Origin of the sequence: Peptoniphilus equinus (assembly GCF_027921445.1) — a bacterium.
GTDB lineage: Bacteria > Bacillota > Clostridia > Tissierellales > Peptoniphilaceae > Peptoniphilus > Peptoniphilus equinus.
On sequence record NZ_CP115667.1, the window covers coordinates 1,090,466 to 1,103,500 of the forward strand.

Below are 13,035 nucleotides of genomic sequence, written 5' to 3' on the forward strand. Positions count from 1 at the left end.
AAGAGAATGAAAGGCTCAAAGACCAAAAACCAAAAACATTCTCTTTAAAATAATACCTATTTATATTTTTAGTTGCATGACCTTATAATTGTAAACCACTTATTAAATCAAGCCTTATTAAGTAATATATAAAATCTTTAATGGTATTTTGGATTGCAAACCCCATCATACCAAGAACAAACATCATCTCCTCCACATAAGAAGAAACCTTTTTCTTTCATATCGTTTTTTGTTCCATTCACTTTTACAATTTTCAAAGTTTGTTTTTTTTCTGTATTTTCTTTATTCATTATGAACCTCCTTACGAATCTATAGATAGGTATACATTTAAATGCGTAAATTACACATTTAAAAACAAAGTAACAAATAAAATATCCAGAGCCTAAGTTTGATATTACAAATTCAATTTTCTCAATGAAACCCCAAATGATTGCTCTTTATTCATTAAAATTAATCTATCATAGTTAAATATTCGTGTCAACTATTGTTGATAATTGCATTAAAAATAGAGCTTTAATTTTGTATATTCTACAATTAAAGCTCTATTTTTTAATTTTTCATTTGTCAAATTAAACTAGACACGGATGCACTAATTTCATAAATTTTTCTAAAATCTTTTTATTTCGGTAGACCACCACGTCTTAGTAATCCATTTGAATTCTCGTTTAACCCCCTTTGGCTAGGGCATCCTGGATCAGCAAAAAATATGGATATATCATTTTCGTTCGATACACTTTGCCAATTTGAAAATTCTTTTCCTCAGTCAAAGGTGATTGATTTAAACAGGTTTTTTTGTAGTTTACTTAGCCATTCATTAAGTCTATTTTCCACATCTTTGGCTGTTCTTCCTTTAGGTTTGAGGGTTATTATTGCCTTGCTAAGCCTTTCTACAAGTGTGATTACTGCACTTTTATGGTCTTTGCCTATGATTGTATCTCCTTCTAAATGACCGAATTCTTTATCATGGGCTGGAAGCTCTATGGCTCTATCTTCTAGGCTTCTTTTAAAACTTTGTTTCCCTCTTTTTTCTTTATGTCCATTTTTCTTTCTTTTCCCTTTCATAGGCAATTTTCCTGGGTCATAATTTGGACTATCTTTAAATCTTCTGTACAAGGTTCTAGAAGACATAGATAGTTTAATTTCTCCTCTGCCTACAATCACGTCTGGAGTCCAACCAGCTTTGATTTTCTCATCAACATATTCTTTTTCTTGTGGGCTTAGTTCTTTCTTTGTACGACCGCATTTTGATTTGTTTCTCTTATATCTTTCGTGGAAGCCTATGGTGGAAGCCTATGATTGTATGGCTATCTTCAAGGAAATTTATGACATTGTATATTGTTTGTCTTGTTATATTTAGTTTTTTAGCTATCTCAGTTACACTCATTGTTTCTAAGTTATAATGCTCTATCGAAATGAGTTCATTTATGGTAAGATGTTTGTAAGCCGTTTTGTACACTCTCCCTATCTTTGTTGTGATTGATATGGATTTAGTATATCATTAATGCATTTTCATTCTTTCAAGGTATCTAGCTTAATTTTACTATCCAGGATTTATAAATAATAAAAAAGCATTTCTAACGTTGTACATAGAACCCCAGCACAATCAAAAGCAATTTTTACTGTAGGAAGTTTTTTACCGTTTTCTATTTCACTTATATATTGCCTACTAACATTTAATTTATCTGCTAATTCCTGTTGAGTAATTCCTTTCATTTGTCTGTAATATTTAATATTATTTCCCAAATACTATCCCTCCTTTTTCTTAGGAATATGATTATAATGTTCTTTATATTTTTTGTCAACTTTTGTTATGATTAGATGAGAATGATTATAAAAGCTCATTTACTCTTCTCTGAACTGTATAATAATCATATCCAGCATTAGTTAATCTTCTTCTTCTCTCATCTCCATTACCCCATTTTCCATTTATAACCTGCCTTGCTAATTGGTCGATCGTTTTTCCAACTGGATAAACTATCTTACCATTGTCATCAAAAACTTTTAATCTGAATCTATCGGCACATCTTTTGGCATTATCTAAATTCTTAAATGCACCTTTCTGACTTTTTACATCAGACCAGGATTTTCTAACTCTATATAAACAACCTACTGGTTTACTAACAGTATTATTTCCTCTGAGTCTTTTATTTACCTCACTTGCTATATATGGGAACTTACTTCCTAGATATGGACCAGGACAATTTGTATTTTTATACCACTCGTGTTTTTGAAGAACGCCATCCTTACCTCCAGTATAGGTACAAGGATAGATTCCATTTCTTCTGCAGATGTCTGTCACCAAATCAATTAGTCTATTTAAAACGTAATCAGAAACTAACCACTTAGGTCCTCTCGTAGAGTTTCCTACTTCTATTGTAACTGCTCTATTGTCACACCAGGAAGATGAGGTTGTCCAGGCTCTGTTAGATTCATCAACCCCCAAAACAATTACTCCATCGGATCCTAAGTTGTAGTTAGCCGAGGCTTTTCTTGACCTTGGAACAAATATCCCAGCAAGATTTCTACCATTTATAACTCCAGCTGCATGGTGGATTGCTATTTTAGTAATTTTTTGATTCCTTCTTCCACTATGGTTCGGTGAGAGAATGGTTGCTTGTACTAATGGGCTATTACTCATTTATTTTTCCTCCTTGAATTGTTTTAAAATCGCCTTTAGTTTTTCTGGTACTGGCAAGCCTAGTGCTACAGAGTTTTCCAAAATAGAGAGTCCTTCATTTGCTATATAAAAAAAGATGATGGCGCCTCTTACAGCAGTTCCATCACCTTTAATTAAATTTACATCACATAGGTTTGCGATTCCTACAACTATAAAAATCATAATCTTTTTTGCTATCCCTTTAAATCCTATGGATGAGGATAGCTTTCTTTCGACCCCTGCTCTTAAAACCCCTGTTAAATAGTCAGCTATTACAAAAGCAAGTAGTGTGTATATAAAAGCATCTACACTTCCAAGATAAAATCCCAACCATCCTCCGATAGCTGTAAAACATACTTTTAGTATTTCAAAGAATTTGTTCATTTTATTCCTCCTCTGTTAAGGTATATGTTATTTTCATTGTCTTATCTGTCGTTTTTAATATTGGACTTGATAAGTTATTAATTGTTCCAAGGTATGGGGTGTGAAGAAATAGAAGTTTATAAAACGAATTTTCATAGCCTCCATAACCAAGTATTAATGGTCCTAATTGAAGCGGTGTGGACATTAAATACGGAATGCTTCTACCTTCGTACTCTGTTTTATCATCTCTACGAATAATCTCGTCGTTCTTATTTATTGAAAATTTATGCCCTAGAATATAATCTCCCCAATTAAATAAATACATATATTCACCAGAATAAGTAATTCTTTGAATATCATACTCTAGATCAAATTTGCTAATATCAACAGGATTATTAATGTTAATCTTGTATAACAAGTTATCATCATTTCCAGCACCAATAGCATATAGATATCCGTCCTTTATACAGCTATATGCTCTTCTCTCACAATAGCTTGAATCTTGGTCTTTATAATCTCCAAGTTTATATAAGCTAATGTCATTTAAAGACCATTCATCCACAGTAGTAGAATAATCTTTTTTGGAAATCTTCATCCTTATTAACTTATTGTACTTAGTCCCAAATCCATACCAATAACCATCTGGTCCGTTATAAAAACATGTTTCTTTCCAATAATATACTTTGTCAAAAAACTCCTTTGCATCTACAATCATTCTTTCTTCTTGATAATTTCCCTTTGTAAATATTGGATCATTTAAACCGATATCTGTAATTGATTCTCTAAATTTGACAATATCTATAGAAGTCTTGTTTTTAGGCCAGATTGATATAAGTGTACTGTTTTCAATATCATATTCTACACAACCTTGATAAATATCAGTAACATTTCTATCAGAATTCATTTTTGTTTTATTTAAAAGTAGGAACGGGTCTCTTCCGTGAGTATCTCCATAGAAATATTTTCCTCCTCTATAATGGGTCAACGCCAGTGACGATATTCTTCCATTAGCTTGCGATGTAGAAAAATCCCAAACAAATTTATATCCATTTTCTATGGGAGAAGATTCAGTTAAGTTTGCCGACCCTCTTTTTGATGCATCTGTTGAATTAACATCATTGGATGCATAACCTATGATTTGATTATCAGATGGCGGAATTATTTTATTTGGATCTTCATCAAGAGGATTTTCAAATAATAAGATTCCACCATAGCACTTATTGGCAATTGGAAAAATCTCTTCGTGAAATTTTGTTACAAGTTCCTCTCCGACTGGATACATAAGTCCCGATGGATTCAGTCTTAATAAATCTGGGACTGCATTCGTTATTAAGTTTTCATCTTCATATATCTCCTTCGTATTTGTCCTCACATCAGTTAGTTCAATGACTGATTTACCCTTGAGCATTTCCTTCCTCCTTATCTTTAAATGCTGTAGTAATCTCTTCTTTATATTTTCCAAGTATCAATCCTTGATATTTAAATCTTCTTACCTTCTCATTAAATACTAGTGGTCTTGGGACTTGTCTTTCTACTTTGTAGTTTGCTTTAAGTTTCCTAAGAAGAAATGAATGACTAAGTTCAATTCTCTTCCAAGATTCATCAATCTTAATTTTTCCATCCCAAGCTTCTGTAGAACCAAGAGACTGACCAGATATAGCTGCGATAGCATTACCGTTTCCAATCATGACCTTTCCTGATTCAAGCCTAATTAATACCGAGAAATTATTCATCGTCTTTTCCTGAAGTTTAGTTAGTGGATAAAAAAGATTTAGAATGTGGTCACCACTTAAGTAGGTTTCTTTTGGAATGTGATGTTCTATTTTCGTATCATTAAAAACATAAGTAACAACTAGCCTTGTTGGTATTTCTATATTTTCAAGAAAGTCTAGTTTCTCTACTTCTTCTTTTTCTTCATACTTTGGAGGATCATAGGACTTACCTTCTTCATCTAAAACCTCTACTTGTTTCTTGACCTTTCTAGATATCTTTCTAATTTTTTCTTCAGTATCACAAATAATATTTAACAGGATAGAGGCATTAAAAATTGCCTCCGTTTCTTTATTGGAGGCAAATTCTATACGAATTATTGGCGTGTCTGTTGTAGAAAGATTAAAGGCAGAGTAATTGGAGTAGGCATGGACTACCAACTTTTCCGATTCAATCTGATTTAAAAGTCCTACTATATTTTTATCATTCTTGCTTTTGGCCTTGGATAGGTACGGATTTTTACCTACTCCAAGAATCCTATGCTTTCCATTAATCTTGTACTCAATGTCAGTAATAAGCCCTTCTATATTTTCATCCATAAACTTAAGGCTTATTCTATCTCCTACATATAAAGACGGATCGCCAATGGTTATGGCATCAAAGGGTGTGTGATGAATTTTAGTAATTTCTGTAAGTAAGGCTTCACACATTCTTTTTCTTTTTTCGGGAAGTCCTAATTGCATCAGTGGATTGATACCAAGATTCATCGTTAAGCCATCATCATTTTCAAGGGCATAGTATTCAGCTATTTTCGTCTTTACATTTGTAGAGTTTATTGCCGTATAATAAGTCTTAAAATCGGATACAGATGAAGAAAATCTTTCTTTTGCCTCTATACTTGTAACTAAGTTTTCTCCATATGTCTTAATAATTAATTTTCCATCTCTGCTAATCTGGGCAAATCCACCTAAAACTTGGGAGATGTAATGAATAAAGTCTCTGTAGGTTTCTATGTCATGGTCTTGATAGATGGCAAGGACTTCAGTTCCGTTAACAAATGTAGACAGTTCTTCCTCCGTCATGCCAAATTCCACCTTACATTTTTCACAGGATAGGCTAAGTAATTCAAAGGCTGTTCCAAAGGTGTCAGTTAAGGGGAAAGCTTTATCAAAGCGTAGCATATAATCATAGCCTTTTAGTTCTAATATTTTCTTTGACCTATTGGCTTCTGTTACATCAAAGATTCCCATGGGAATTGATTCTATTGTTCCATTATCCAACTCTTGATGATAAAAAAGTTCTAATCTTGAATTTTCTAAACTGTATCTATCTATATTAGAAAAAAGGCTGATACCAAACTCTGATGCATAGACTGTTCCAATTTCTAATTCAGAGGAGCCTGAACAGGAACGATGAATGTATCCGGAACCTTTTAGGATATTTTTATTTGTAAAAGGAATGATGGTTTCATCTTTTAAGATTATATTTCCCGTCCAATAAAACTTACGAGAATTCTTCTTTATCGCTACTTTATATCCATCGCTTGTGGAATACATCTCATCACCTCCTAATCAAGTATCAACTTGTGACTATTAATACTCTTCTAAATGAAAAGATACTTCCCACAGTCCTTTGTAAGAGGTATCTTTTATTAGTTTGACTTGAAACTTATCTATATACATTTGTGTCTCTTTTAATTCTAATGTTTCTGTATCTAGGTATTTAACCTTTAGATTGGATTTTTTTGTAAAACCACTTAAAATCTTTACCAGTTTCGGACTGCATGAAAACTCTACAGATATGCTCGCCACTTTATGTCTTACAATATCTCTTTGGATTGTTCCAGCTTCCGTTTCGCCACCTGTGTCCGCTTCTATGTCTCTATATTCTAAAGAATAAGAATCAGGAAGTGGGAGGTCTATATTTTCAATAATTAAATAGGTTTGGTGTTTCATTTATTTACCTTCCTCCACTTCTTAAATTCTTACGCATGGACGCATTGACAATAACCTCATCTAGTAGAGTTCCTCCAAGATAAACCGGAATAACAATATCTCCGGTATTCTCTGATTTTAGGTTTATCTTTGATAGGGCTTCTGATATTTGTCTTCCAATATCTATTCCATTTCCTTCGCTTGAATTACCGCTCATTCCAACAGTAGCTAATTTAGGATTTATAACCATATCACTTGCCACATTTTTCATTGATGACTGTATAAGATTTCTACTTTTCTCAATTCCTTTAGATAGCCCTTCCATAAAGTCTGGCATCCATGATTCATAATCAGTAAGTGGGCCAACATCTGGAACTGAAAAGTGCAAGTAAGACCTAATAGTTGATGCCACATTCGATACAGCAGATGTCACATTGCTAATCGCACTTCTAATCCCTCTTGCAATTCCGTTAATCATATCTGCTCCCCATGTATAGGCTTGTGATGCCAAATTCTTAATGTGATTAACTGTATTATTAAATCCATTTCTAATAGTGGACTGAATATTTGACATGGTCGATGAAATACTAGATCTCATAGAATTAAAGGCAGACGATACTGCTGACTTCGCGGTATTTACTGCAGAGGAAATAGTCGACTTTATGGAGTTCCAAGCAGATGAAACAAAGGACTTAATGTTATTCATTGTTGCTGAGATAAAGGTCTTTATCCCATTCCAGATTGATTCAAGAACTGTCTTAATAGAAGTCAAGATAGTCTCAATAGTCGTTTTTATATTGGTCCAGGATGTAGAAATAAATTCTCCAATGGCAGTGATGACTGTTGTTAAGAACTCTTTTAGTCCATTCCAAATGGTTTCTACTTTTACTTTAATTGCATCAAGAACTGTTGAAATTAAAGTCTTAATACCTTCCCAAGTAGTCTTGATAAACTCTCCAACTGCTGTAAATACTTCTGTAGTTGTAGTTGATATAGCTGTCCATATATTGGTAAAAGTTGTTTGAATTCCCGTCCAGAGGCTCGTAAAGAATTCTCCTAAACTTTGCCATAGACTCTTTGCTCCCTCAATAAAGGTATTCCAAGATTCAGTTAGAAAAGTTGTTATAGATGTCCAGATACTGTTCCATCCTTCAGAAAGTCCATTCCATAGGTTGGCAAAGAAGTCCTTGATGTCTTTCCAAGTAGTTTTAACTCCTTCAATAAATCCAGACCAAAATTCTGATAGAAAACTTGTGATTTCAGTCCAGGTACTTGTCCAAGATTCTGATATTCCTTGCCAGAGGTTTACGAAGAACTCTTTTATCCCATTCCAAATAGCAACAGTTGATTCCTTAATAGTTTCCCATATGGAGATGACCCCTTCTCTAAACCAGTCGCACTTCTTCCATAAAAGAACAAGACCAGCTATTACTGCACCAATAGCAATAGGAACAATCCCAATGGCTGATACTACTGCAGTAATTGCTGGTATAAGTGTACCTGTAAAGATTCCAACTATCTTAGTTATTCCTCCTACTATTAGAGGTCCTTTGGTCATAATAGTTCCTATTGACCAGATAAGTTTTCCTACAATCATAAGTACAGGTCCAAGAGCAGCTATAAAAAGACCTATACCTGCAATAATACCTTTTACTGGACCTGGAAGTGCATTAAGTCCATTTACCAGTTTTGTTAATATATCTACTGCTTTTCTGACAGCAGGCATCAAAAGTTCTCCAAAAGATATGGCTAATTCTTCTAAGGCAGATTGTAGTATCTTTAATTGACCAGCTAGGTTATCCTGCATAGTAGCAGCCATTTTTTCTGCTGTTCCATCAGCGTTATATATGGCATCACTTAAACTGTTGTAGTCTTTCTCACTGGCATTTATAATTGCCAACATTCCAGACATAGCATTTTTACCAAATATCATGGATGCTGCTTGTGCTTTTTGAGTCCCATCTAAATTGGCAAAGGCTACTCTAAAGGTACTTAATGTCTCATCAAGTGAAAGACCCTGTACATCTTCAATAGATAAGCCCAACATGGACATTCCATTCATAACTTCTTTAGTTGGTGATGCCAGTCTTGTTAGTCCAGACCTTAAGGCTGTCCCTGCTTGTGAACCTTTTATTCCTGCGTTAGCCATTAAACCTATAGCTACTGCTGTATCTTCAACTGAGTATCCAAGGGTCCCAGCAATAGGTGCAGCATATTTAAAGGTCTCACCCATTAATGAAACATTGGTATTGGCATTAGATGATGCAGCAGCAAGAACATCAGCAAAATGAGAAGAGTCTTCTGCTTTTAAACCAAAGGCTGTAAGGGCATCTGTAACGATATCCGAAGTAGTCGCTAAGTCCTCACCACTAGCTGCAGCAAGGTTCATGACTCCTTCAATACCACCAATCATATCTTTACTTTTCCAACCAGCCATGGCCATATAGTTCATAGCCTCTGCCGCTTCAGATGCTGAGAACTTGGTCTTGGCTCCCATTTCACGAGCCTTTTCTCTCAGAGCGTCAAAGTCGGACCCTGTTGCACCAGATACTGCTTTTACCTTTGACATACCAGAATCAAAATCTGATGCAGTCTTTACAGCTGCTACTCCAAGACCTGCTACTGCAAGAGATACTGGCATCATTTTTCTTCCCACGTTTTCTATATTTTGCCCTGTATTTTGCCATTTTTCTCCAGTAATAGCTATGTTTTGAAGAGTCTGATTTGTGGTTGCCCCTTGCCTTTCTAGAGATTTAAGGGCTTGTTCTGTTTCAATAATCTCTCGTTTAAGAGCATCATATTGCTCTTGGGAAATCTTTCCTTCTGCAAGTGCCTGTTCAGCTTGTTTCTGTGCCTCTTTTAAAGAGGTTAATTTGTTCTTTGTTTCTTCTAAGGTCTGTCCTAATAGCTTATGCTTTTGGGAGATAAGTTCAGTGTTGCCAGGATCAAGTTTAAGAAGTTTGTTAACATCACGAAGTTCAGACTGAGTATGTTTAATCTCCGTATTAACTTGTTTTAATGCAGTTTGAAGTTTGGTAGTATCCCCACCAATCTCAACAGTTATCCCTTTTATTCTATTTGCCAATATCTCACCTCCTCTTTAAAGATATATTTATCAGTGTTTTTATTGATGTTTTTATCAATTTTTGCTATACTTATCTTGAGGTGATAAGTATGAATTTTGTAAAAGAATTATCCAATAAGACTGTATCCATTTCTGAATTTAATCGAGGCCTAGCTGGACGTATTTTCGATGATGTCAAAGTGAACGGTTCTAAGGTCGTATTAAAGAACAACACTCCTGAGTGCATTCTTGTTTCCCCTGATGAATATACGAAACTCATTGATGAGCTCGAAGATGCAAGAGATCTTATGCTTGCCAATACTAGGATGTCATCAATGGATAAATCCGATTTAATTTCTCAAGATGAATTTGAAGAAGCCTTCCATATCGATTTAAATGAAGTCTCTCCTCTTGATGAGGACGAAATCGAATGAACTATAAACTATCCTTTATAAAAGAAGCCATCCAAGACTATAAAGCCTTAGATGGCTCTCAAAGAAAAATTGTCGATAAAGCACTTAAGAGGATCTTAATAAATCCTCTTCCTAATACTGAAGGTGGGTATGGCAAGCCTCTTTCTAACCTTTCTGATTCTAAGCTTGCTGGTCTTATGAAAATTAAACTTAAGAGTTCAGGTCTTAGGATTGTTTATAAATTGGAAAAATCAGATGACGAAGTTCTTGTCATTATTATCGGTGCAAGAGCCGAATCCAAAGTCTATAAAGATGCTGAAAAAAGAGTAGCTAAGCTTGAAGATTAGAACTTATCATAATCTTCTTGCGTAGCTACTTCTTTGTATTTATAGTCGTCATTATTCTTTTCTGTAAACATATCATTTACAAGCCCAATTGTTAGTAGAGATAAATCAGAAACAGAAAGGCCAAGTTCCACTGCCCTTAGTAAAAACAAGGGTGTAGTCATTGGTCTTTCTGTTGGTCTTACTTTTTTTTAGGAACTTCTTCCGATTTTATATTAAGTCCCCATAACTCAATTAGCTGAGGTAGAATTTGATAAATTGAAAAGGTTGAGAAATTATCTAACCATTCTTCCGGACTATCTGGCACAGATTTATCTCCATGCTTTGCCATTACATAGGCTATATTTTCAAATAGTTCTAATGATCCTATATCAAGATTAGATTTATCTTCATCATTTTTCTTCATGGACTTTTCAAGTTCCATCAAGTCTTTGAAGATATCTCTACCAAATTTAAGTCTATAGATTCTTGGAATAGCTGCTGATGCACCGAAAACAACTTCTTTCCCATCGATTTGAATTTTCTTGGTTAGTGCCATATTTATTTACCTCCAACACTTGCTCTTGAAGGTGTTACTGTAGTTTCTGTTGGCATATAGACTGACTTATACCAACCATCGTAAGTTTCCTTCGTAGTCTCTTCACCTGTTCTAGCCTTTACATTTCCATTTGGAAGTGGTCTTGCTTGGATAGACAAGGTTTCTGGTTGGACTTCTCTTGACTCTTCATTAGTTTCTCCTTCAAGAGTAGGTCTTGCTGCTGAACAGTTATACATGACGTGACGGATTTTCTTTTGGTCTCCATCAAACTCAAAAAGAAGTGCGAAGTTCGCAGTTTCAGAATTTGAAGACTCAATAAGAACTTTATTGGAATCTGATTTTTCCATCAAAACATCAGTCCTAAAGGATTCTGGAATAAGAGCGATTTCCAAATCTCCGTCATATCCCATATTGTTTGAAATAGTGTAGTATTCAATTCCATCTGCATAAAAGCTTTCAGGCTCTCCATTAGGATCCAATGAAATTGAAACAGCACCAGGCATTGGTACAGGTGCCTTGTATTTAATAACGCCCTCTTCGGTCTTATCAAAGAGAGCGTAGTGGACATTACAGATGTTAAATTTCACTTTATTTGCCATTTTATTCCTCCTTATTTAAATCTATGGTAAATTCATAGAGAACTTCATAGAGTCTTTCTGATTCAATCCAAACTTCCGATTTTTCATAATAGATTTTCTCTCTATCAAGTATCTCTTCTATCTTTTCTTCTAATTTTAAATCTTTCTTATCGGTGTATACTTCTAAGTCTATCTGGGTGTTTTTATAAAAGACTTCTCCATCTGCACCAAAGTGTTTATTCTTTGGAAATAGATAAACCATAAATGGTGGATCTGGACTTTCTCCTTCAGCAAAGTGCGAGTATGCAAATGGAAGTCCTATGTCTTCAATTATTTTTAATAGTCTATCCATTTTTCTTCCTCCAAATTCTAATTATAGAAAAATGTTCTCGTGCCCTACGATAGAAAGATAGAAATCTTTGATTTCGTACTCTTTCATCGGGAGGGTGCATCTTGTAATTTCCTCATTATATTTTCTTCCAATTCTCTGATTCCTTTCTCCTCAGCTGGTCCAATGTGTGGCTTAGCAGATACTCTTCCTCCTTGTCTTAGGACATGACCTTTCTCAAGTAAGTGGGCTAGTTGATATCTGTTTCTTGAATGAACAACAAGTTCTATTGAGTTTGATGTTTCTCTTTCCTTTTTAACTGACCATGACTTAGAATATTTTCCTGTCTCACCTACAGGTGCATTCGCTTGGATATCTTTCTTTATATTATTCGCTGTCTTTTTAACTTCCTTTTTTAGTTCATCAGCTGCCATATCAGAATATTCTTCTAAGCCTTTTATAATTTCTTCAGCCATATTTTCAATTTTTACATTCATCTAGTCACCTTCCTACATCTAAACTTAATGAACCTATTTTTGTAATTCATAAAGTCAATAGAAATGATGTTGTAGATTTCATCATCAAATAGAATTCTGTATTCTGAAGTGTTAATATTCTTTAACCTATTTTGAAATCTCACAGTAAAAGAAATATCTGACCTGTCTACTTCCATCCCAAGAAAAACTTCTTCTCCTTTACCTTGAAAAGATATATAGGCTGACGTTTCTAGATAATCCGTCCATACTGATTTATGGTTACCAATTTCATCCACCTCGACAGCTTTATTTTGAAAGGTTATTTTTCTATTTAAATCTGATATTCTCATTAGAACTCAGCCCTTCTCATTCCAAACAATAAAGCCCTTAGAGTTAAGTTTAAGTCCTCATAATCTGCATCTTCCCTATGTTCATAAAGATAAGCAGTCATGTATAGGACAGCGATTTTACCATTTGGATTGTTCGATAGTGCTTCTTCACTATCGACTCTAGCCACATCTTTACAGTGATTGATAGATGATTGGATGAGTGAATTAATCATCTCATCCTCATCATCAAAATCTACTCTAAGATAGGTCTTTGCTTCATCAAGAGTAATCATAATTTTACT

The 13,035-nt window shown here is 34.4% G+C and carries 16 protein-coding genes and 1 pseudogene; 2 read left to right on the forward strand and 15 right to left on the reverse strand.

Features of this window, described 5'->3' with window-relative positions; all coding sequences use genetic code 11:
- Nucleotides 1–137: 137 nt before the first annotated feature.
- The 9 genes and pseudogenes from O6R05_RS05185 to O6R05_RS05225 all read right to left on the reverse strand — a co-directional run bounded on the left by O6R05_RS05185 (nt 138) and on the right by O6R05_RS05225 (nt 9,748).
- A complete protein-coding gene (locus O6R05_RS05185; RefSeq protein ID WP_271190937.1) occupies nt 138–290 on the reverse strand; it encodes a hypothetical protein in 153 nt (50 codons plus the stop codon).
- Between the two features lie 331 nt (nt 291–621).
- Nucleotides 622–1,456 (reverse strand): annotated as a pseudogene (locus tag O6R05_RS08310) (IS30 family transposase); the annotation flags it as partial.
- 95 nt (nt 1,457–1,551) lie between these two features.
- Complete coding sequence (locus O6R05_RS05195) at nt 1,552–1,743, reverse strand: helix-turn-helix transcriptional regulator (RefSeq protein WP_271190938.1); 192 nt, start codon at nt 1,741–1,743, stop codon at nt 1,552–1,554.
- An 85-nt stretch (nt 1,744–1,828) separates the two neighbouring features.
- Nucleotides 1,829–2,638, reverse strand: a complete 810-nt coding sequence (locus tag O6R05_RS05200) for an N-acetylmuramoyl-L-alanine amidase (protein ID WP_271190939.1) — start codon at nt 2,636–2,638, stop codon at nt 1,829–1,831.
- Entirely contained in the window at nt 2,639–3,040 is a 402-nt protein-coding gene (locus tag O6R05_RS05205; protein WP_271190940.1) for a phage holin family protein, read from the reverse strand.
- 1 nt (nt 3,041) lies between these two features.
- Nucleotides 3,042–4,427 carry a hypothetical protein gene (locus tag O6R05_RS05210; RefSeq protein WP_271190941.1) on the reverse strand — a complete coding sequence of 462 codons (1,386 nt, stop codon included), beginning with the start codon at nt 4,425–4,427 and terminating at the stop codon, nt 3,042–3,044.
- Nucleotides 4,414–6,285 (reverse strand): hypothetical protein, encoded by a 1,872-nt coding sequence (locus O6R05_RS05215; RefSeq protein ID WP_271190942.1) that lies wholly within the window; start codon nt 6,283–6,285, stop codon nt 4,414–4,416. Before O6R05_RS05215 ends, O6R05_RS05210 begins: the two co-directional genes overlap by 14 nt.
- Nucleotides 6,286–6,321: 36 nt before the next feature.
- Nucleotides 6,322–6,684 (reverse strand): hypothetical protein, encoded by a 363-nt coding sequence (locus O6R05_RS05220; protein ID WP_271190943.1) that lies wholly within the window; start codon nt 6,682–6,684, stop codon nt 6,322–6,324.
- A gap of 4 nt (nt 6,685–6,688) precedes the next feature.
- A complete protein-coding gene (locus tag O6R05_RS05225) occupies nt 6,689–9,748 on the reverse strand; it encodes a phage tail tape measure protein (RefSeq protein ID WP_271190944.1) in 3,060 nt (1,019 codons plus the stop codon).
- A gap of 89 nt (nt 9,749–9,837) precedes the next feature.
- Here O6R05_RS05225 and O6R05_RS05230 point away from each other — a divergent pair, with 89 nt between their 5' ends.
- Together O6R05_RS05230 and O6R05_RS05235 are read left to right on the forward strand one after the other, a co-directional pair.
- The gene (locus O6R05_RS05230; RefSeq protein ID WP_019117841.1) at nt 9,838–10,161 is read left to right on the forward strand and encodes a type II toxin-antitoxin system Phd/YefM family antitoxin; all 324 of its coding nucleotides are present in this window, start codon (nt 9,838–9,840) and stop codon (nt 10,159–10,161) included.
- On the forward strand, nt 10,158–10,487 hold the full coding sequence (locus O6R05_RS05235; protein WP_049690779.1) for a type II toxin-antitoxin system RelE family toxin: 330 nt from the start codon (nt 10,158–10,160) through the stop codon (nt 10,485–10,487). The genes O6R05_RS05230 and O6R05_RS05235 overlap by 4 nt, the downstream gene beginning before the upstream one ends.
- A gap of 178 nt (nt 10,488–10,665) precedes the next feature.
- Here O6R05_RS05235 and O6R05_RS05240 read toward each other — a convergent pair whose 3' ends face one another.
- The 6 genes from O6R05_RS05240 to O6R05_RS05265 all read right to left on the reverse strand — a co-directional run bounded on the left by O6R05_RS05240 (nt 10,666) and on the right by O6R05_RS05265 (nt 13,026).
- Complete coding sequence (locus tag O6R05_RS05240) at nt 10,666–11,022, reverse strand: hypothetical protein (RefSeq protein WP_271190946.1); 357 nt, start codon at nt 11,020–11,022, stop codon at nt 10,666–10,668.
- Between the two features lie 2 nt (nt 11,023–11,024).
- Complete coding sequence (locus tag O6R05_RS05245; RefSeq protein WP_271190947.1) at nt 11,025–11,621, reverse strand: major tail protein; 597 nt, start codon at nt 11,619–11,621, stop codon at nt 11,025–11,027.
- A gap of 1 nt (nt 11,622) precedes the next feature.
- A complete protein-coding gene (locus tag O6R05_RS05250; protein ID WP_271190948.1) occupies nt 11,623–11,952 on the reverse strand; it encodes a hypothetical protein in 330 nt (109 codons plus the stop codon).
- An 83-nt stretch (nt 11,953–12,035) separates the two neighbouring features.
- Complete coding sequence (locus tag O6R05_RS05255) at nt 12,036–12,425, reverse strand: HK97 gp10 family phage protein (RefSeq protein ID WP_271190949.1); 390 nt, start codon at nt 12,423–12,425, stop codon at nt 12,036–12,038.
- A complete protein-coding gene (locus tag O6R05_RS05260) occupies nt 12,422–12,754 on the reverse strand; it encodes a phage head closure protein (protein WP_271190950.1) in 333 nt (110 codons plus the stop codon). Before O6R05_RS05260 ends, O6R05_RS05255 begins: the two co-directional genes overlap by 4 nt.
- Nucleotides 12,754–13,026: a head-tail connector protein gene (locus tag O6R05_RS05265; RefSeq protein ID WP_271190951.1), complete on the reverse strand. Its 273-nt coding sequence runs from the start codon at nt 13,024–13,026 to the stop codon at nt 12,754–12,756. Before O6R05_RS05265 ends, O6R05_RS05260 begins: the two co-directional genes overlap by 1 nt.
- Nucleotides 13,027–13,035 lie beyond the last annotated feature (9 nt).